Source organism: Rhizobium sp. 11_C7_N12_5 (genome assembly GCF_051811145.1).
Classification (GTDB): Bacteria; Pseudomonadota; Alphaproteobacteria; order Rhizobiales; family Rhizobiaceae; genus Rhizobium; species Rhizobium lusitanum.
Genome location: NZ_JBPWPY010000001.1, coordinates 3,868,479 through 3,887,904 on the forward strand (window position 1 = coordinate 3,868,479; position 19,426 = coordinate 3,887,904).

Annotated in this window: 22 protein-coding genes; 13 read left to right on the forward strand and 9 right to left on the reverse strand. The window is 62.0% G+C overall.

Translation table 11 applies throughout. The features are described from left to right. Nucleotides 1–54: 54 nt before the first annotated feature. A complete protein-coding gene (gene dnaN / locus AB8B29_RS18930) occupies nt 55–1,173 on the reverse strand; it encodes a DNA polymerase III subunit beta (protein WP_037197359.1) in 1,119 nt (372 codons plus the stop codon). 251 nt (nt 1,174–1,424) lie between these two features. On the opposite strand from dnaN, the gene rsmI reads away from it, so the two are divergent. The 6 genes from rsmI to AB8B29_RS18960 all read left to right on the forward strand — a co-directional run bounded on the left by rsmI (nt 1,425) and on the right by AB8B29_RS18960 (nt 7,149). After that, on the forward strand, nt 1,425–2,333 hold the full coding sequence (gene rsmI, locus AB8B29_RS18935) for a 16S rRNA (cytidine(1402)-2'-O)-methyltransferase (protein WP_037197319.1): 909 nt from the start codon (nt 1,425–1,427) through the stop codon (nt 2,331–2,333). Further along, on the forward strand, nt 2,326–2,694 hold the full coding sequence (locus tag AB8B29_RS18940; RefSeq protein ID WP_037197323.1) for a YraN family protein: 369 nt from the start codon (nt 2,326–2,328) through the stop codon (nt 2,692–2,694). Before rsmI ends, AB8B29_RS18940 begins: the two co-directional genes overlap by 8 nt. A gap of 102 nt (nt 2,695–2,796) precedes the next feature. Next, on the forward strand, nt 2,797–3,792 hold the full coding sequence (locus AB8B29_RS18945; protein ID WP_037197326.1) for an endonuclease/exonuclease/phosphatase family protein: 996 nt from the start codon (nt 2,797–2,799) through the stop codon (nt 3,790–3,792). Between the two features lie 96 nt (nt 3,793–3,888). Further along, nucleotides 3,889–4,389: a cupin domain-containing protein gene (locus tag AB8B29_RS18950; protein ID WP_173410299.1), complete on the forward strand. Its 501-nt coding sequence runs from the start codon at nt 3,889–3,891 to the stop codon at nt 4,387–4,389. 93 nt (nt 4,390–4,482) lie between these two features. After that, nucleotides 4,483–5,430: a glutathione synthase gene (gshB, locus tag AB8B29_RS18955; RefSeq protein WP_037197328.1), complete on the forward strand. Its 948-nt coding sequence runs from the start codon at nt 4,483–4,485 to the stop codon at nt 5,428–5,430. Nucleotides 5,431–5,616: 186 nt separating this feature from the next. After that, the gene (locus tag AB8B29_RS18960; RefSeq protein ID WP_047641103.1) at nt 5,617–7,149 is read left to right on the forward strand and encodes a YifB family Mg chelatase-like AAA ATPase; all 1,533 of its coding nucleotides are present in this window, start codon (nt 5,617–5,619) and stop codon (nt 7,147–7,149) included. 72 nt (nt 7,150–7,221) lie between these two features. Here the strand turns inward: AB8B29_RS18960 and cysK are convergent, their stop codons facing one another. Next, nucleotides 7,222–8,190 (reverse strand): cysteine synthase A, encoded by a 969-nt coding sequence (gene cysK / locus AB8B29_RS18965; RefSeq protein ID WP_037202915.1) that lies wholly within the window; start codon nt 8,188–8,190, stop codon nt 7,222–7,224. 136 nt (nt 8,191–8,326) lie between these two features. Continuing rightward, the gene (locus AB8B29_RS18970; RefSeq protein ID WP_037202917.1) at nt 8,327–8,944 is read right to left on the reverse strand and encodes a LysE family translocator; all 618 of its coding nucleotides are present in this window, start codon (nt 8,942–8,944) and stop codon (nt 8,327–8,329) included. Between the two features lie 129 nt (nt 8,945–9,073). Between AB8B29_RS18970 and AB8B29_RS18975 the strand changes: the two genes are divergently transcribed. Genes AB8B29_RS18975 through AB8B29_RS18985 form a run of 3 tightly spaced genes read left to right on the forward strand, consistent with a single transcriptional unit; the run spans nt 9,074 to nt 10,926 of the window. Beyond that, the gene (locus AB8B29_RS18975) at nt 9,074–9,631 is read left to right on the forward strand and encodes a cysteine hydrolase family protein (protein ID WP_037203308.1); all 558 of its coding nucleotides are present in this window, start codon (nt 9,074–9,076) and stop codon (nt 9,629–9,631) included. Between the two features lie 30 nt (nt 9,632–9,661). Further along, nucleotides 9,662–10,294 carry a LysE family translocator gene (locus tag AB8B29_RS18980; RefSeq protein WP_037202919.1) on the forward strand — a complete coding sequence of 211 codons (633 nt, stop codon included), beginning with the start codon at nt 9,662–9,664 and terminating at the stop codon, nt 10,292–10,294. Further along, nucleotides 10,294–10,926 carry a hypothetical protein gene (locus AB8B29_RS18985; protein WP_037202921.1) on the forward strand — a complete coding sequence of 211 codons (633 nt, stop codon included), beginning with the start codon at nt 10,294–10,296 and terminating at the stop codon, nt 10,924–10,926. Before AB8B29_RS18980 ends, AB8B29_RS18985 begins: the two co-directional genes overlap by 1 nt. A gap of 2 nt (nt 10,927–10,928) precedes the next feature. Here AB8B29_RS18985 and AB8B29_RS18990 read toward each other — a convergent pair whose 3' ends face one another. Both AB8B29_RS18990 and AB8B29_RS18995 read right to left on the reverse strand, forming a co-directional pair. Next, entirely contained in the window at nt 10,929–11,231 is a 303-nt protein-coding gene (locus AB8B29_RS18990; protein WP_037202923.1) for an NIPSNAP family protein, read from the reverse strand. Further along, a complete protein-coding gene (locus AB8B29_RS18995) occupies nt 11,228–12,142 on the reverse strand; it encodes a DMT family transporter (RefSeq protein WP_037202925.1) in 915 nt (304 codons plus the stop codon). Before AB8B29_RS18995 ends, AB8B29_RS18990 begins: the two co-directional genes overlap by 4 nt. Nucleotides 12,143–12,250: 108 nt before the next feature. On the opposite strand from AB8B29_RS18995, the gene AB8B29_RS19000 reads away from it, so the two are divergent. Next, nucleotides 12,251–12,715, forward strand: a complete 465-nt coding sequence (locus AB8B29_RS19000; protein ID WP_092574457.1) for an Lrp/AsnC family transcriptional regulator — start codon at nt 12,251–12,253, stop codon at nt 12,713–12,715. Here the strand turns inward: AB8B29_RS19000 and AB8B29_RS19005 are convergent. Both AB8B29_RS19005 and dut read right to left on the reverse strand, forming a co-directional pair. Continuing rightward, nucleotides 12,712–13,605 carry a GNAT family N-acetyltransferase gene (locus AB8B29_RS19005; protein ID WP_092574456.1) on the reverse strand — a complete coding sequence of 298 codons (894 nt, stop codon included), beginning with the start codon at nt 13,603–13,605 and terminating at the stop codon, nt 12,712–12,714. The two genes, AB8B29_RS19000 and AB8B29_RS19005, sit on opposite strands and share 4 nt — an antisense overlap. Then, on the reverse strand, nt 13,605–14,075 hold the full coding sequence (gene dut / locus AB8B29_RS19010; protein WP_037202928.1) for a dUTP diphosphatase: 471 nt from the start codon (nt 14,073–14,075) through the stop codon (nt 13,605–13,607). Before dut ends, AB8B29_RS19005 begins: the two co-directional genes overlap by 1 nt. 90 nt (nt 14,076–14,165) lie before the next feature. On the opposite strand from dut, the gene AB8B29_RS19015 reads away from it, so the two are divergent. From AB8B29_RS19015 to tsaA, 3 genes are all read left to right on the forward strand, one after another. Next, complete coding sequence (locus AB8B29_RS19015; protein WP_037202929.1) at nt 14,166–15,749, forward strand: peptide chain release factor 3; 1,584 nt, start codon at nt 14,166–14,168, stop codon at nt 15,747–15,749. A 159-nt stretch (nt 15,750–15,908) separates the two neighbouring features. Next, the gene (locus tag AB8B29_RS19020; protein ID WP_047641101.1) at nt 15,909–16,934 is read left to right on the forward strand and encodes an iron ABC transporter substrate-binding protein; all 1,026 of its coding nucleotides are present in this window, start codon (nt 15,909–15,911) and stop codon (nt 16,932–16,934) included. Nucleotides 16,935–16,959: 25 nt separating this feature from the next. Then, nucleotides 16,960–17,484, forward strand: coding sequence for a tRNA (N6-threonylcarbamoyladenosine(37)-N6)-methyltransferase TrmO (gene tsaA / locus AB8B29_RS19025; protein WP_047556265.1), 525 nt, complete (start codon nt 16,960–16,962; stop codon nt 17,482–17,484). 53 nt (nt 17,485–17,537) lie between these two features. Here the strand turns inward: tsaA and AB8B29_RS19030 are convergent, their stop codons facing one another. Both AB8B29_RS19030 and betC read right to left on the reverse strand, forming a co-directional pair. After that, nucleotides 17,538–17,747 (reverse strand): TOBE domain-containing protein, encoded by a 210-nt coding sequence (locus AB8B29_RS19030; protein ID WP_034489026.1) that lies wholly within the window; start codon nt 17,745–17,747, stop codon nt 17,538–17,540. A 66-nt stretch (nt 17,748–17,813) separates the two neighbouring features. Next, on the reverse strand, nt 17,814–19,328 hold the full coding sequence (gene betC / locus AB8B29_RS19035; RefSeq protein WP_092574454.1) for a choline-sulfatase: 1,515 nt from the start codon (nt 19,326–19,328) through the stop codon (nt 17,814–17,816). Nucleotides 19,329–19,426: the final 98 nt, after the last annotated feature.

The following is a 19,426-nucleotide window of genomic DNA, read 5'->3' on the forward strand; positions in this document are numbered from 1 at the left end:
AAATAAAAGCACCCTTTGCGTCTGAGAAACGCATGAAAGGGCGCTTTGGTTTCGTCAGACGCGCATCGGCATCAGAACATACAGCGCGTCGTCGCCGGCCGTATCGCGAATGAGGGTCGGCGAGCCGGCGTCGGCAAGCAGGAATACCGCCGATTCGCCCGAGAGCTGCGCCGTGATATCGAGCAGATATTTGGCGTTGAAGCCGATTTCCATCGGATCCATCTCGTAGCCGACAGCCACTTCTTCCGTCGCACTTCCCGAATCCGGATTGTTGACCGTCAGCAGCAGCTGACCGTCGGACAGCGCCAGCTTCACCGCGCGGCCGCGCTCCGAAGAAATGGTCGACACACGATCGACGGCCTGGGCGAAGGACTGGCAATCGACCCGCATTTCCTTGTCGTTGTTGGTCGGTATGACCCGCTGGTAATCGGGGAAGGTGCCGTCGATCAGCTTCGATGTCATGACGATGGACCCGATCGTGAGGCGGATCTTGGCGTCGGAGACCTCGACGGTCACGATCGCATCCGGCGTGTCCACCAGCTTCTGCAACTCGCCGACCGTCTTGCGCGGGATGATGATGCCAGGCATGCCTTCGGAGCCCGAAGGGGCGGTGACATCGGCGCGGGCAAGGCGATGGCCATCGGTGGCGACGGCCCTCAGCTTCAGGTCGCCATCGCTTTCGATCGTGTGGAAAAAGATGCCGTTCAGGTAATAGCGGGTCTCTTCGGTGGAGATCGCGAACTGCGTCCGGTCGATCAGCATCTTCAGATCCGCCGCCTTCAGCTTGAAGGAATGGCTGAAGCTGCCGGCGGTGAGATCCGGAAAATCGGATTCCGGCAGGCATTGCAGCGAGAATTTCGACCGGCCGGAGGCAACCGTCATGGAGCTGCCGTCGGGGTTGGTGGCGAGAAGCACTTCCGATCCATCGGACAGCTTGCGCACGATATCGTAGAGCAGGTGCGCCGGCACGGTGGTGGCACCGGCCTGCTCGACATTGGCGGGCGTCGCCTCGGTGATTTCGAGATCGAGGTCCGTCGCCTTCATGTCGAGGCTTGCGCCCTCGGCCTTCAGCAGCACGTTGGACAGGATCGGGATCGTATTGCGACGCTCGACCACGCGATGCACGTGGTTCAGCGACTTCAGGAGGTTCGACCGCTCAATTGTAATACGCATGGATGCTACCGCTTTCGACCGTGACTTTCCGGGCGGCCCGAAGCGCCCGAATGACATGTTTTCGGACGAGGCCCGAAAGATTGGACGGGCAAAATGGCAGACTTCAGCATGCGAATGCAAGAGGCATGGGGCGTTTGTCGCGTGCCAATTGAACATTTGGCCGACAATGCTCACAGGATTTGCACCGCTCTTGCCGTCGGGCCGAGCCTCGCCCATAAAGGCGATGAATCCGAGGCGAATTCAGGACAGGCATGAACGAAGACCATTCAAGCGGCGGGGCGCGCAGTTTCCGCCTGCATAATACCACGGTTCCAGCCCGTCCTCTCGAACCGGCGCTCTACCTTGTCGCCACGCCGATCGGCAATCTCGGCGATATCACGTTGAGGGCGCTGGAGACGCTGGCGGGCGCCGATGTTCTGGCCTGCGAGGATACCCGCGTCACCCGCGTCCTGCTCGATCGCTACGGCATCCAGAACAGGCCTTATGCCTATCATGAGCACAATGCCGATGAAGCAGGGCCGCGTCTGCTGCAGGCGCTGGAGGCCGGCCGTTCAGTGGCGCTGGTCTCCGACGCCGGCACACCGCTCGTCTCCGATCCCGGCTATAGGCTGGCCCGGCAAGCCATCGAGGCGGGATACAAGGTCGTTCCGATTCCGGGCGCCTCGGCGCCGCTGGCGGCTCTCGTCGGCTCCGGCCTGCCCAACGATGCCTTCTTTTTTGCCGGCTTTCTGCCAGCGAAAGACAAGGGCAAGAGGGACCGGCTGGCGGAGCTTGCGGGCATCCCCGCGACCCTCATCTTCTTTGAATCGCCGCATCGTATCGCCGCCACGCTTGCCGCCGCCGCCGATGTGCTCGGGGCCGAACGCCCAGCCGCCGTCTGCCGGGAGCTCACCAAGACCTTCGAGGAATTCCGCCGCGGGTCGCTCGCCGACCTCGCCGCCTTTTACGACAAGGTCGACAACGTCAAGGGCGAAATCGTCTGGCTCGTCGGCCCGCCGGCGGAGAGCGTGACGGCCGAGGCTGATGTCGATGCCATCCTTGCCGACCTCGCGGGAACAATGCCGACGGCGAAGGCCGCAGCGGAAGCCGCCCGGCTGACCGGCCTGCCGCGCAAGGAGCTTTATCAACGGCTTCTCGACATGAAGGGGCCGCATGGGTGAGCCGGGCGAAAGGCTGAAACGGCGAAAAGCCTGGCGCCGCGGCCATGTGGCCGAATATCTGGCGGCGGCCTTTCTGCTCTTCAAAGGTTATCGCATCCTGGCCGTCCGTCATCGCACCAAGCTCGGAGAGATAGACATCGTGGCCCGCAAGGGCGATCTCGCCGTCTTCGTCGAGGTCAAGTCCAGGCGAGGCGCGCAGGAGGCGATCGACGCCGTTTCCTTCTCTTCGCAAAAGCGCATCCGCGCCGCCAGCGACCTCTGGCTGGCGCGGCAACCGGATTTCGCCCGTCTGTCGCAACGCTACGACATCGTCGCCATGCTGCCCGGACGCTGGCCGCGGCATTTTCCGGATGCCTTTTGAGGACAGCGTTACAGGAACGTCACAAAATCAGCCTATTGGCGGGCGAAACGCGTTCGCGATCTTTTCGGCGGCGCTCTTCATCTCGTTTCGACAGGCTTCCCCATGATCCGCAGCACCGTTTCCGCTTTCTCCGTTCCTTCGCAAGAGGAGCGCAAAAGCTTCATCTCGCTCGAAAAGACGCCGGCCGTTCACGCTGCTGTCCTGGCATCGCTTGCCTGCATGAACACGGTGCGGATCGGCGGCGCCACGGCGAAGACTGGCGCTTTGTCCTTCCCCTTCACCGTCGCGGCCTGGAACCTCGAACGTTGCCTTTTTCCGGAGGAAGCCGCGGCCAAGCTGCGGACGACTGAAGCGCCGCTGGTGCTGCTTTCGGAGATGGACTACGGCATGGCCCGCACCGAGCAGCGTGACCCGACCGCCGTCATCGCCGGCGAACTTGCCATGAACTACGCCCATGGCGTCGAATTCCTGGAACTCAGTCTCGGCTCGGAAATCGAGCGTTCCTACTGCCGTGACGACTTCAACGAAAAGGGCTTTCACGGCAATGCTTTGATGGCTTCCGTTGCCCTCACGGATGCTTTCCTCTTCCGGTTGCCGGGTGAAGCCGTCTGGTTCAATGACGACAATGAGCAGCCGCGTGTCGGCGATCGCTGCGCCGTCGGCGCGATCGTCGAAACCGAGGCCGGCCCTTTCGTCGCCGTTTCGGTCCATCTCGAAAGTGTGGCAACTGCTGCCTATCGCGAGCGGCAGACGGCGGCGCTGATCGACGCCGTCGAGGCCTTCGCGCCCGGCCTTCCGATCCTGATCGGCGGCGATCTCAACACCGGCAATCATACCGGCGGCGACTTCTCGACCGATACTCTCTTCGCGATGGCGGAGAGCCGCGGCTTCGAATGCCATGGCGGCCCGCTCGATCAGACAAGCACGCGCCCAAGCCTTATCACCCGCTTTCCCGATCGCGCCATGAAGCTCGACTGGTTCCTGAGCCGGGGCCTGAAGATCAGCGAAAGCCATCTCGTTTCCTCGCTGAACGAGGACGGCAAGCCGCTTTCCGATCATGACATGATCGTCTGCACCATCGAGGGTTTTGTTGCCTGATCGTTGCAACTGTTAAAATGCGAGGTTTTTCCTGAACCGCGCCGTTACCTCTTCCATGCCATGAAGGTCGTGACGCGCATGGAATTGGGGGATTGCATGGTCTTGAAATTGATGTTGGCAAGCATGGCCGCATTCGCGGTTCGTGCCGCTCCGGTGGTGGCATTGCCACAATCGAAGAACTTCGTGGCCGGTTCTGCCGGTGAGATGGAAATGAAACCGGCGCCGATCGAACCGTCCTGGATTGTGGCCGGCGCGCCGGTCGCCCGCATTGCCGAGCATTCGCGCGGGCAGGACGATGCCGCGTTGACGGCGCTGTGGGATTGCACGGCGGGCGAGTTTCGCTGGTACTTCGGCTGGGACGAAACGGTGATGATCCTCGAAGGCGAGGTGCATATCACCACGGAGGACGGCGTCGAACGCACGCTCAATGCCGGAGACGTGGCTTATTTTGCCGGCGGCACATGGGCGACGTGGCGCATCGATCGCTATCTGCGCAAGGTGGCCTTCTGCCGCAAGCCGTTCCCGAAGCCGTTGACCATGGCCTATCGCCTGCGCAATCTCGTCAGGCAGGGCGGCACCCAGGGTCTCGCGGCCTGAGCGCGGCGAGCCTCTGCGGAAGCTCTTGAATAGCCGTTGCGTTTGAAGGCGGGCCGACCTACATCTGTCCGCGAATTCGAGCGAGGGCTGACTATGGCGAAGATTAGGAATGTCGCGGTCCAGATGGACCATGTCCGGGGCATCAACATTGCGGGCGATTCGACCTTCGCCATGAGCCTCGAGGCCCAGAACCGCGGCTACAAACTTTTCCATTATACGCCGGAACAGCTGAGCATGCGCGACGGCAAGGTCTATGCCTCCGTCGAGCCGATGATCCTGCGTGACGTCAAGGGCGATCATTTCGAGCTTGGCGAGCCGGAACGTGTCGATCTCTCAACCATGGATGTGGTGTTGCTTCGCCAGGATCCGCCCTTCGACATGGCCTACATCACCTCGACGCATCTCTTGGAGCGCATCCATCCGAAGACCCTCGTCGTCAACGATCCCGCCTGGGTGCGCAACTCGCCGGAAAAGATTTTCGTCACCGAATTCGCCGATCTGATGCCGAAGACGCTGATCACCCGCGATGCCGGCGAAATCCGCCGCTTTCGCGAGGAGATGGGCGATATCATCCTGAAGCCGCTTTACGGCAATGGCGGCGCCGGCGTTTTCCACTCGACGCGCGACGACCGCAATTTGTCATCTCTGCTTGAAATGTTCGGCCAGCTCTTCCGCGAGCCCTTCATCGCCCAGCAATACCTGCCTGACGTGCGCAAGGGCGACAAGCGCATTATCCTCGTCGACGGCGAGCCTGTCGGCGCGATCAACCGCGTGCCGGCCGAACATGACAGCCGCTCCAACATGCACGTCGGCGGTCGCGCCGAGGCCACCGAGCTGACGGCGCGCGAACAGGAAATCTGCGCCCGCATCGGTCCGGCGCTGAAGGCCCGCGGCTTCCTGCTCGTCGGCATCGATGTCATCGGCGACTATATGACCGAGATCAACGTCACCTCGCCAACAGGCATCCGCGAAGTGAAGCGTTTCGGCGGCGTCGATATCGCCAGCCTGCTCTGGGACGCGATCGAATCCAAACGGGCCTGATCGGCGGATCTGTCCACTCATTCCAGCCCATGACCTGAGAAGCCGGCGCTTGGTCTCCGGCCGATTTATGATGTCTATGTTCATTTATTGTTCTTGTTTCATTCCCTGTCTTGTGCCAGATTGCAACCCGTGGTTTGCTGCGTGGGGCAAATAGCGGCAAACGAGTCCGATGACAGGGGGCAGGGCATGGTGGCGCGCGTCAGTACGGTTGCGTTTCAGGGTATCGAGGGCGTGCCCGTCGAGGTTCAAGTGATGATCGCGCCGGGCAAGGTGCTGATGCACATCGTCGGCCTGCCTGACAAGGCGGTGGCCGAAAGCCGCGAACGGGTCCAGGCCGCACTCCACGCCTCCGGCCTGGCGCTGCCGCCGAAGAAGGTGACGGTCAACCTTGCGCCGGCAGACCTGCCGAAAGAAGGCAGTCACTTCGATCTTGCCATCGCTCTCGGCCTGATGGCAGCCCTTGGCGCAATCCCGGCCGATGCCTTGTCCTCCTATGCGGTCATCGGCGAGCTCAACCTCGATGGCACGATTGCTCCCGTCGCGGGCGCCTTACCGGCGGCCATCGCCGCCAATGCCGTGGGCAAGGGGCTGATCTGCCCCGCCGAGAGCGGGCCGGAAGCCGCCTGGGCGGGCAAGGAGATCGATATTCTCGCGCCCCGCAGCCTGATCGCGCTCGCCAATCATTTCCGCGGCACACAGGTCCTGTCCCGCCCGGAGCCGTCGATCCGCGCCGCCGCCGCCAATCTGCCCGATCTTGCCGACATCAAGGGGCAGGAGAGCGCCAAGCGGGCGCTGGAAGTGGCGGCAGCAGGCGGCCACAATCTGCTTTTCGTTGGCCCGCCCGGTTCCGGCAAGTCGATGCTCGCCTCGCGCCTGCCGTCGATATTACCGCCATTGTCGACGGCGGAACTGCTCGAAGTGTCGATGATCCATTCCGTCGCAGGCCAGCTTTCGGGCGGCAAGCTCTCCGACCGGCGGCCCTATCGCGCGCCGCATCATTCCGCCACCATGGCAGCGCTCGTCGGCGGTGGTCTTCGCGCCAAGCCCGGCGAGGCCTCGCTCGCCCATCACGGCATTCTCTTTCTCGATGAGCTGCCGGAGTTCTCGCCGCAGGCGCTCGATGCATTGCGCCAGCCGCTGGAGACCGGCGAATGCGTCATTGCCCGCGCGAACCATCGCGTTTCCTACCCCGCCGCCATCCAGCTCGTCGCGGCGATGAACCCTTGCCGATGCGGCATGGCCGGCGAACCGGGCCACACCTGCGCCCGCGGGCCGCGCTGCGTGAGCGATTATCAGGGACGCATTTCCGGCCCCTTGCTTGATCGCATCGATATTCGCATCGACGTGCCCGCCGTTTCCGCCGCCGATCTGATCCGGCCGACGACGGCGGAAAAGAGCGCCGATGTTGCGTTGCGTGTTGCTCGCGCCCGGGAGCGGCAGCGAGAGCGTTTCGAGAGCGCCGGCATGAAGGGGATCGTCACCAATGCCCGCTGCTCGACCGCGATGATCGAAACCATCGCCGAGCCGGATGCCGCCGGTCTGCAATTGCTGCGGGATGCGGCGGAGAAGATGAAGTTTTCGGCTCGCGGCTATCACCGCATCCTCAAGGTGGCGCGCACGCTCGCCGATCTCGACGACAAGCCGACCGTCGGGCGCATTCATCTGGCCGAAGCCATCTCCTATCGCATTGCTGGCGAGCGGCTGACCGCGGCTGCGTGAAACCCGCAAGGACCAGAAATGACAAAGGGCGCTGCGGCGCCCTCTGAATGCTTGGCAAGGGGGTAGGTCTTGTCAGCCGCCCAGACCCTCGAACAGCGCCGTCGACAGATAGCGTTCGGCGAAGGAGGGTATGATGACGACGATGGTCTTGCCTTCGGTTTCCGGGCGCTGGCCGACCTTGATGGCCGCTGTCAGCGCAGCACCCGAGGAGATACCGACCGGCACGCCTTCGAGCTTCGCCACGAGCCGGGCCAGCTGGAAAGCCTCGTCATTGGTGACGGTGACCACCTCGTCATAGACATGGGTGTCGAGGATCTTCGGCGCGAAGCCGGCGCCGATGCCCTGGATCTTGTGTGGGCCGGGATTGCCGCCCGAAAGAACCGGTGAATCCGCCGGCTCGACAGCGATGACCTTGACGTCAGGATTGCGGGCCTTCAGCACCTGGCCGACGCCGGTGATCGTGCCGCCAGTCCCGATGCCCGACACGAAGATATCCACCTTGCCCTCTGTGTCGTTCCAGATTTCCTCGGCCGTCGTCTTGCGATGGATTTCCGGATTGGCCGGGTTTTCGAACTGCTGCGGAATGATGGCGTCCGGCAGCGTTGCGGCCAGTTCCTCCGCCTTGGCGATGGCGCCCTTCATGCCTTTCGGCCCTTCGGTCAGCACCAGTTCGGCGCCGAGCAGCGCCAGCATCTTGCGGCGTTCGATCGACATGGTCTCCGGCATGGTGAGGATCAGCTTGTAGCCCTTGGCGGCGGCGGCGAAGGCGAGCGCGATGCCGGTATTGCCTGACGTCGGTTCGATCAGCACGGTCCTGCCGGGGGCGATCTTGCCCTGGCTTTCCAGGCTCTCGATCATGGCAACGCCGATGCGGTCCTTCACGGAGGCGATCGGATTGAAGAATTCGAGCTTTGCCAGGAGGTTGGCCTTGACGCCCTTCTCCCTCGCCAGCTTGTCGAGACGGACGATCGGCGTATCGCCGATGGTCTCGGTGATCGAGGCGTAGACGCGGCCGCGGCCTGGTTTGCGGGTGTCGGACATGGGTAGCTCTCCCTATATTTGAATTGTGGAGTGACAATAGGATCAAACGCCTGCGGAAACCAGAGTGCGCTCATTCTCCCGGCTTGTCGCCCGTGAGAAAAGAATCTCTCAAGAGGCCTGTTCAGAGAAGGTTTTTTCAGGCCGCGCGGGCGGCGATAAAGGCGGCCGTGCCGGCGAGAATGCTGGCGGCGACCCTGTTCAATATCCGCAGGGCTCTCGGCTTCTTCAGAAAGGTTCGAGCCCGCGAGGCAAGCAGCATGTAGGGCACGAGGACGATCAGAAGAACGACGAAGGTTGCAGCCAGCAGCATGGCATATTCACGCAGGCCGATATTGCCGATGTCGATGAGCGTCGGCACGAGCGCGACATAGAAGAGCATGGTCTTCGGGTTGCCGAGCGTCACCAGCAAGCCCGAGAGAAAGGCCATGCCGGCGCCGTTCGATTTCTTCGCCACGACATCGGTCGACAGCAGACCGGCGGTCCAGAGCTTCCAGGCGATATAGCCGAGATAGAGGGCGCCGGCGATCTTGATGACGAGAAAGACCTCGGTAAAGGTCTGCGCCACGAAGGCAAGGCCAAGGACGACTGCCGTCAGGTAGATGGTGTCGCCGAGCACGAGGCCAAGGCCCATGAAGAAGGTCTCGCGGAAGCCGGAGCCGAGCGCGCGGGCCACGATCGCCGTAATGCCCGGGCCGGGAATTGCCGCGGCGATGAAGAGAGCGCCGCAATAGGCGAGCAGGGATGCAAGCGTCATGGCAATTTCCTCCTCAGATGGTGCTTGCTCTATCGCACCACCTTTGCGTTTTCAAGCGATTGCGCTGATGCTGCGAACAGATTACCAAGGAGTTAACGGCGCGTCGAAACCGCTTTGCCCAAGGATATCATGTCTTCTGCATTGCTCCTGATCGATCTTCAGAATTCCATCCTGACCGGCCTCGGCAAGCCGGGCCGGCAGCCGGCGATCGATGCGGCACTGGAGGCGGTCGTCGCAAAGCTTGCGGCGCTGAAGCACAGGGCGCGTGCCGCCGGCATCCCGGCCTTCATCGTCCAGCATGATGGCGGTCCGGGTCATCGCCTGGTCAAGCGCAGCGAAGGCTGGCAATTGCGCCGGGAAATCGCCCCCGAGGCCGGCGATGTGGTGGTGCACAAGGCGAGCTGCGATTCCTTCTTCGAAACCGATCTCGAGACGAAGTTGCGGGCCCGAGGCGTTACCCGTCTTTTCCTCGGCGGCTGCATGACGCAATTCTGCGTGGACACGACAGCGCGCCGCGCCGTTTCTCTCGGCTTCGACGTCTCGCTGATCTCGGATGGTCACACCACTGCTGACATGGGCAAGCTGGCATTCGAAGAGATTGTCTCCCATCACAATATGCTGCTTGACGGCTTCGATGCCGGGCCGCATGAAATCAACTTGATCGCGTCTAGCGAAATTCTCTTCTGAATTCCTTCGTCCCGCCGCCGGAGCTCCCCGATGCCGCATCTGACCAGCATGATCGCCTTTGCCTTGATCGCTCTCGGCATGGTTTTGACCCCCGGGCCGAATATGATCTATCTGGTGTCGCGATCGATCTCGCAGGGGCCGGCGGCAGGGCTGATCTCGCTCGGCGGCGTGGCCTTGGGCTTCGTCTTCTACATGCTCTCGGCCGCGCTCGGCATCACAGCTTTCGTCCTCGCCGTGCCCTTCGCCTATGATGCATTGCGGCTGGCAGGCGCCGCCTATCTCGCTTGGCTGGCCTGGAATGCGCTGAAGCCCGGTGGTCGTTCCGCCTTTCAGGTCCGCGAGCTGCCGAAGGACAGCAAGCGCCGGCTGTTTTCGATGGGACTGGTGACCAGCCTGCTGAACCCGAAGGTCGCAGTGCTTTATCTTTCGCTGCTGCCGCAGTTCATCGATCCCGCCAACGGCAGCGTCTTCACGCAATCCGTCGTCTTCGGCTTCGTCCATATCGCCGTCAGCCTGACCTTCAATGCCATTTTCGCGCTGACCGCCGGTTCCGTCGCGCTGTTCTTCGTCCGCCGCCCGTCCTTCGCGCTGGTGCAGCGCTGGTTGATGGGCACGGTGCTGGCGGGCCTTGCTGTTCGTATGGCTTTCGAAGCGCAGCGTTGATGCGGAGGCTTCCGCTGCGGCTGGCCGCAGGCTTGCTTGCACTCGCATCATGCGGTTTTGTCTCCGCAGCTTCCGCGGCGGAGACGTCGACACGCACGATCGTTTTCCTGCGCCATGGTGAAAAGCCGGAGGCCGGTCTCGGCCAGCTGAGCTGTCAGGGGCTCAACCGCGCGCTCGCCTTGCCGCCAGTGCTGACGCGGCTCTTCGGTCATCCCTCAGCGATCTTTGCGCCCGATCCATCGAAACGGAAGGAAGACTCCGGCACCTCCTACGATTATGTGCGCCCGCTCGCGACCATCGAGCCCACCGCCATCGCACTCGGGCTGCCGGTCGATACCAGCTTCGGCTATGAGGATATCGACGGCCTGAAGGCCGCGCTCGAAAAGCCTGATTATGCCGGCAAGCTGATCTTCGTCGCCTGGGAGCACAAGCAGATTGTCGATCTCGCCCGTCAATTGATGAGTGAGAATGGCGGTGACGCCAAGGCGGTGCCGAAATGGCATGGCAAGGATTTCGACAGTCTCTATGTCCTGCATCTCGGCGGAGACGGGACGAAGCCGAGCGCGAGTTTCGAGAAACTGACCGAGGGTCTCGACGGCCAGCCGGAAACCTGCCCGCAACCAGCCAAATAAGCCTAGAAGACCGGCCGCATGAAGCTGCGTTCATAGCTGACGATGCAGCGCGTTTCCTCGCCATAGGCAAAGGCGGCGCGGCATTCCGCATCCTCGGCCATCTCTTGCCGATAGTTCTCGTAGGCGGCAAGGCTCGGGAAGCTGAACAGCGCCAGCGCGATGTTATTGGCACCTTCATGCGGCATGAAATAGCCGTGATGCGTGCCGCCCAGCCGGTTGACGAGCGGGATCCAGAGCTTGGCGTAATGTTCGAATTGGGCGAGCTTGTAGGGATCGATCGTATAGCGCAGATAGCAGGTGATCATTCGGCTGTTCCCTTTGATAGACGCCCGCTTTTAGGACGGGGCAGGGGGATCGTCCAGCCGAGATTCATGCCCGCCGCAGCCCCCAGAATGACGACGGCACCGGTGATCTGCGTGACGCCGAGCACATGGCCGAAGGCGAAGCGATCGACGACGATGGCGGCGATCGGATAGATGAAGGACAGCGCGCCGGTAAGGTGTGTCGGCAGCCTCTGGATGGCGCCGTAGAGCAGCACGTACATCAGGCCGGTATGGACGATGCCCATGGTGACGAGGATGGACCATCCGCCTGCATCACGCGGCACGGCGGCGAAATCGGTGAAGGGAATAAGCATCAGGACGCCGGTGGAGACCTGGATAAGCGCGATCAGGTGCGGCGGCGTACCCTTCAGCCATTTTGCGGCAATTGCCGCCAGCGCGTAGAAGAAGGCAGCACTCAGCGAGAGCAGGATGCCGATCGCATAGCTTGCCGCGCCGCCCGTTTCCGTCGGCTTGCCCTCGACGATGACGACCATGCCCGCAAAGGCGAGGCCGAGCCAGAAGAGCTTTGTGAGCGTGATCTTTTCGCCGAGGAATAGCGCGCCGAGCCCGAGAAGCATGAAGGGCTGCGTGTTGTAGACGGTCGTGGCGATCGAGATCGAGGCATGCGAATAAGCAGCGAAAAGCAGCAGCCAGTTGAGGACGATGGCGACCCCGCCGGCAACGGCGATCGAAAATGTTTTCGCGTTGAGCATGCCGGGGCGCAGCAGGCCCATGGCCGCGCAGACGACGAGAAGCGTCATCGCCCCGAAGAGGCAGCGCCAGAATACCACGCCGGTCACCGCCTGCCCCGACATCAGAACGAACCAGCCGATCGTCCCCGAAATCAGCATGGCCGCCGTCATTTCCATCGTACCGCGTCTTATCTCGCTCATTGCCATGGCTCCCGCTTGTGGGAGCAAATAATATTGCCAGGGAAGCCTTGATGATATAGTTTAGATAAGGAATTATGGCCATTTTTCCTAATTATATAAGGACAAAACATGGGTGTGCCTAATGCGGCGATCGGTCTTGATGAGACGGACCAGCGGATGCTGGAGGCGCTGGCGCACAACGCCCGGATCTCCTTGAAGGAGCTGGCGGAGGCGGCCGGCCTGTCGTCGCCGAGTGCTGCGGAGCGGCTGCGTCGGCTGGAAGAGCGCGGTGTCATTTCGGCTTTCACGGTGGATATCGCGCTGGAGGCGATCGGTTACCCCATGCAGGCGATCGTCCGCATCCGGCCTCTGCCCGGGCAACTGCACGTCGTCGAGCGCATCATTCAGGAAACGCCGGAATTCATCGAATGCGACAAGGTGACCGGCGATGATTGCTTCATCGGCCGCCTGGTGGTGCGCTCCATGGGCGAGCTAGACGGCATTCTCGACAAGATCACCGAGCGGGCGGAGACGAATACGTCGATGATCAAGGCAACGCAGGTCAAGCGGCGCCTGCCGCCGCTTTCGCGCTAAAATTCCGCCATAGGCGAGAGCATGATCGGCCCGACAATATCGTCTGCCGCTTTGCCGCGCACCATCAGCATCGTGTAGCCCTCATAAGGCTCCAGCGATACCTCGCAATCCAGGCGATCCGGACAAAAGCAGATCTCGATGCGATCGGGTTCGATATCAAGCGCGGGCAGGATGGTCGACAGGGACGGAATAGCCGTTCCCGCTACATCCAGAAGCCAGAAAGTTGCGCCATCAAATGTCCATGCAATCACCGCCTCATCCCCGATTGCCGTCAGGCGGATCGCAGGATTGAAGCAGGCATTCAGCAAAAACATCTCCATCTGCCTGATGACGGCAAAACGGGCGGAAACCGGCTGCCGACCTTGTAGAAGCGTCTTGATCAGGCGCAGATCATCAGGCGCTTCCAAGGAGAGCTGCCGGGCAGTCCAGTCGGATTTCTGGGGCTTCGGCGCCTGCGCAATGAAGACATGCTGCGGCAGGGTTCGAAAACCGTAACGCTCATACAGCGCCGGCTTGTCGGTGAGCAGGAGATCGAGTTCGTAACCCTCGGCTGAGGTTCGATCAAAGGCGCGCTGCATGAGGTCGCGATAAAGGCCGCGTTCGCGCCATTCGGGCCGAACCGCACCGGATTGATAGCCCGCCGCTTTGATGGCACGGCCATTGATCATCATCGGCATGGAGAAGGCGCTGAAGTTGGCGACGCAGCGACCGTCGGCATCGAAATAGCCGAACGGCATGCTGCTGGGATCAGGACCGCCGAATTGATCTTGCACACCGACGTCGATGGAAAACGTGTCTTGCAAAAGATCAACCAGCCCCTTCCAGGCGAGGGGATCGCCGAAATAATCCTGGCGGAAGGTCAGGCCATGCTGTCCGGCGAGATCCGTCATCACACGCCGGTGGAGCCGAAGCCGCCGGCGCCGCGCGCGGTCTCGCTGACTTCGGTGATCTCCGCAACACGCACTTGCGTGACCGGAGCGATGACCATCTGAGCGATTCGCATACCGCGCGTGATCTCGAACGGCTCTTCGCCAAGATTGACCAGTAGAGCGTTCACTTCGCCGCGATAGTCGCTGTCTATGGTGCCGGGGGAATTCAGGCAGGTGATGCCGTGCTTGAATGCAAGGCCGGAGCGCGGGCGGATCTGCGCCTCATAGCCTTCCGGAATCTCGAAGATAAAGCCTGATGGAACGAGCGCCCGTTTGCCGGGAGCGAGCGTCAGCGTTACGCCGTCCTTGAGGGCTGCGCGCAGGTCCATGCCGGCCGCGCCCTTGGTCTCATAGGCGGGCATATCAAGGCCTTCGCCATGTGGCAGGCGGATAAGGTTGAGGGTCGGACGGGTGTCTGTGTGAATGGTCATGCGGCATTAGTTTGCGCTCGAACGGCCAAGGTCAATTGCAATCCAGCCTCTGAAACGCTAGATACGCCGCAATTCACAGGATTCACACGCATGGCCGAAAGTCTCGCCGAGGCGGTCTCCCGCCGCCGCACATTCGCTATTATCGCCCACCCGGACGCGGGCAAGACGACGCTCACCGAAAAGCTGCTGCTGTTCGGCGGCGCCATTCAGCTTGCCGGCGAGGTCAAGGCGAAGAAGGATCGCATCCAGACGCGCTCCGACTGGATGAAGATCGAGCGCGAGCGCGGTATCTCGGTCGTCACCTCGGTCATGACCTTCGAATATGAAGGCAATGTCTTCAACATTCTCGATACGCCCGGCCACGAAGACTTCGCCGACGACACCTATCGCACGCTCACCGCCGTCGACGCCGCCGTCATGGTCATCGATGCCGCCAAGGGCATCGAGCCGCGGACGCTGAAGTTGTTCGAAGTCTGCCGCATGCGCGATATCCCGATCATCACCTTCATCAACAAGATGGACCGCGAAAGCCGCGATCCCTTCGAAATTCTCGATGAGGTGGAAGAAAAGCTGGCGCTGGACACGGCGCCGATCACCTGGCCGATCGGCCGGGCGAAGAGCTTTTGCGGCTCCTATCATCTGGCCGATAACACCGTGCGCGGCTCAGACAGGGAAATCGAACCGACCCACGTCAACGGCCCGCAAGCCGTTGCCGACAGGCTACCGGAAAACGAGCGGCAGGCCTTCATCGACGAAACGGAACTGGCGATCGAAGCCTGCCGTCCCTTCGATCGGCAATCGTTCCTCGAAGGTCATATGACGCCGGTCTTCTTCGGCTCGGCGTTGCGCAATTTCGGCGTTCGCGATCTCATCAATGCGCTCGGCGAATTCGCACCGCCGCCGCGCGATCAGGTCGCCGATATCAGGACGGTTCACGCAACCGACGACAAGATGACGGCCTTCGTCTTCAAGATCCAGGCCAATATGGATCCGAACCACCGCGACCGCATCGCCTTTGCGCGCATCTGCTCGGGCAAGCTGGAGCGAGGCATGAAGGCGCGTCTGTCACGCACCGGCAAGCAGCTCGGCCTGACCGCGCCGCAATTCTTCTTCGCCTCGCAGCGCCAGCTTGCAGATACGGCCTATGCCGGTGACGTCGTCGGTATTCCCAACCACGGCACGCTCCGCATCGGCGATACGCTGACGGAAGGCGAACCGCTGGTCTTCCAGGGCGTGCCGAATTTCTCGCCGGAAATCCTGCGCCGCGTGCGTCTCGAGGATGCCATGAAGGCGAAGAAGCTCAAGGAAGCGCTGCAGCAGATGGCCGAGGAAGGCGTCGTGCAGCTCTTCTCGCCGGAAGACGGCTCGCCCGCCATCGTCGGCGTCGTCGGTGCACTGCAGCTCGACGTGCTGAAGGAGCGGCTGATGGGGGAATACGGCCTGCCGGTTTCGTTCGAGATGTCGCGTTTCTCCGTCTGCCGCTGGGTCTCCGCCGACCAGGCGGCCGACCTCGAAAAATTCGTTACTGCCCGCCGCGGCGATATCGCCCGCGATCTCGACGGTGACCCGGTTTTCCTCGCCCAGGATGGTTTCTCTCTGCGATACGAGTCCGAACGTTATCCGGCTATCAAAATGGTCGCCATCAAGGAATATCACGCTGTCAAGGCGGCGTGATATTTGCGACCATTGCTCTGCCGCTGTCCGCTCTACTGAGCGGCGTTCATCGGTTCGACGTGTTTGGCTTTGGAATAGTGTTGTCGCGATGTTCCATCCAATATAGCGCTATGCCATAGTGCCGCCCCGGGATCTCTTCGATCATAGCGGGCGACTTTCATGATGAAATTTTTTGCGGTTCTTGCTCTGGCATTTGTCGGACTATTGCCTGTTCCGGCCGAGGCACGAATCATCACCGACGCGGCGGGGCGTACGGTATCGGTGCCGGACAAGATTAACCATATCCTGGTTGCCGGGCCGCCGGCCGCCGTTTTGGTCTATGTTCTCGCACCGGAGAAGCTGGTCGGCTGGGTTCACGCCCCCGATGATGCCGCGAAAGCCTATCTGATGCCGTCGGTGCGCGCGCTTCCGACCATCGGGCGCCTGACGGGCAAGGACGGCATGATCGGCTCGCAGGCCGTGACGGACGCCAAGCCGGATATCATCCTCGATGCCGGCACGGTCGATCCCACCTACAAGGCGCTGGCCGACAAGGTGCAGGCCGAGACCCATATTCCCTATGTCCTTATCGACGGCAGCTTTGGCCGCACCGGCGACACAATTCGCGATGTCGGTGCTCTCATCGGCGTCGAGGATCGTGCCAACAAGCTTGCGGATTATGCCGATTCGGCAATCAAGGATCTGAACGACAAGCTGGCGACGTTGCCGAGCGATCCGCGGCCGCGCGTCTATTACGGCCGCGGCGCCGATGGCCTGGAGACGGGATTGTCAGGCTCGATCAATCTCGAGATCCTCGATGTTGTGGGTACGATGAACGTCGCGGCCGCCGCCGGCAAGGGTGGATTGACCAAGGTGACGCCGCAGCAGGTCGTCGGCTGGAATCCGGATATCATCATCGCCGATGACCCAAATTTCGCGGCGTCGGTGAGGAGTGATCCGCAGTGGGCAGGCATCAAGGCCGTCAAGGATGGCAAGATCTTCGTGCCGCCGTCCATGCCTTTCGGCTGGTTTGATTCGCCGCCCGGCGTCAACAGGCTCCTCGGCGTGCGCTGGCTGGAAAGGCTGCTCTATCCGAAGCTCTTCAGAAGCGATTTCGCCGGCGACGTGAAGACGTTCTACAAGCTGTTCTATCAGGTCGATTTGACGGATGCTCAGCTGGCCGCCCTGCTGAAGGGCGTGAAGTAACCGGCACCGGTGAAGGAGGCAATCCATGGTCCGTGAGAACGAGATTCGCGACAACGAGGTGGCCGTCGAGCCACCTACGGCATCGGATGCCGGTCTCACCTTCATCGGCCGCATCTCCACGCCCTGGACATCCCGCATGGAGACGCCGCGCCAAGGCCGGCATGACGGGCCGCTGTGCCGGATCGAGATTTTCGACCCCTGGGTGCCGGCGCTGACGGGCGTGGAGGCTTTCGAGCGCCTGGAAATTCTCTATTGGCTGGATCGTTCGCGCCGGGATCTCGTGCTGCAGAGCCCGGCGAGCAACGGCAAGGTGCACGGCACCTTCTCACTGCGCTCCCCGGTTCGGCCCAATCCCATCGGCACATCGATCGTCAAGCTCGAAGCCGTGGAGGGTGCCGTATTGCTGGTGCGTGGGCTCGATTGCCTGGACGGAACGCCCTTGCTCGATCTGAAGCCGGATCGGACGCTGTTCAAGCCGATCGCGCCGCCGCAGCCTGGCGATTTCCAGACCGGCGACGGCGGGACGGCGCATTACTGCCAGAAGGCCTAGGCATCTTCCCAAGGCACGGAACGGCCTTCGAGGGATCATGCCCGCTTCTGATATCAGTCGACGGCGACCATGACGTCGGATGCCTTGATCACGGCATAGGCCGCTGATCCCACAGTCAAGCCCAGTTCGTCGACCGCCTCGTTGGTGATGGAGGAGGTAACGATGGAGCCGTTGCCGATATCGATGCGGACATGGGCCGTCGTCGCGCCCTTGGTGATCTCGACGATCTTGCCCTTGAGACGGTTTCTCGCGCTGATTTTCATGGATATTTTCTCCCTTGTGCCGGCGCGACGATATCGTCTCGGTTTGCGGCGGGCTACCCCGAGATCCTACTCGCCGCGCGGAAAGCGCTTGTTCTCCTCCAGGACGTTGAGATCCATGTGGTTGCGCATGTATCGCTCCGAGGCCTTCTGCAGCGGCTGATAATCCCAGGGATAGTACGCGCCGTTGCGCAGCGCCGCATAGACGACCCATCGCCGCGCCTGGCTTTCGCGCACCGCCGCGTCGAAGCTCGCCAGGTTCCAGCGCTCCATGGCCTGCGCGGTCAATCGGTGCAGCGTTTCGGCATGGGCGGGATCGCCGGCGAGATTGGTCATTTCCTTCGGATCGGCCTCGACATCGAAGAGCATCGGCGGGTCCTTGTCGCACAGCGTCAGCTTGTATCGGCCATCGCGCAGGCCGACGAGCGGAGCTTCGGACCCTTCTGCGGCATATTCCATCGGCACGAGATTGCGGCTTCCGGTTCCAAGGGCAAGCGGACCCAGGTCCTCGCCATCGGTCCAGCGGCGCAACGATGTGATATCGAGCCCGGCCAAGCCGGCAAGCGTCGGCGTCACGTCGAGCGTCGAAACCGGCTGATCGATCCGTCTCGGCTGCCAGCCGGGTGCCATGATCATCAGTGGCACGCGCGCGGAGCCTTCGAAGAAGTTCATCTTGAACCAGAGGCCGCGTTCGCCGAGCATGTCGCCGTGGTCTGAGACGAAGAGAATGATGGTGTTGTCGGCCATGCGGCCGCGCTCCAGCGCCTCCAGTATCTCGCCGATCTTTTCGTCGACATAGGAGATATTGGCGAAATAGCCGCGCCGCGCCCGGCGTATCTGCTCCGGCGTGATGTCGAAGGCGGTATGATCGCATGCCTTCATCAGCCGCTGGGAATGCGGATCCTGCTTGTCGAAGGGGATTTCGCCGACTTCGGGGTCAAGCGCGGGGCAATCCTCATAAAGATCCCAGAAGCGGCGGCGCGCAACATAGGGATCGTGCGGATGGGTGAAGCTGACCGTCAGGCACCAGGGCCGATCGTCCTGGCCACGCGAAAGATCGTAAAGCTTGCGGGTGGCGTGATAGGCAACCTCGTCGTCATATTCCATCTGGTTGGTGATCTCGGCGACGCCGGCCCCGGTCACCGAGCCGAGATTGTGATACCACCAGTCGATGCGCTCGCCGGGCTTGGTGTAGTCAGGTGTCCAGCCGAAGTCGGCGGGATAAATGTCGGTCGTCAGCCGCTCCTCGAAGCCGTGCATCTGATCGGGACCGACGAAATGCATCTTGCCTGACAGAGCCGTCTGATAGCCGGCGGCGCGTAGATGATGAGCGAAGGTGGGAATATCCGAGCAAAATTCCGCTGCATTGTCATAGACGCGCGTGCGGCTCGGCAATTGGCCGGACATGAAGGAGGCCCGCGCGGGGGCGCAGAGCGGGCTTGCCGTATAGCTGTTGGCAAAGCGCACGGAGCGTTGCGCCAAGGCTTTCAGAACCGGCGCATGCAGAAACTCCGCCGGCCCGTCGGGAAACAATGTCCCGTTGAACTGATCGACCATGAGAATGAGGATATTCGGGCGCGACATGTAAGTGTTTTCCTTGGAAATCAGAGGCCGGCTGCGAGCCAACCCATGGCGGAAATGCGCATGATGATAGCTCCCTTCTTGCTATTGGATTATTTTAT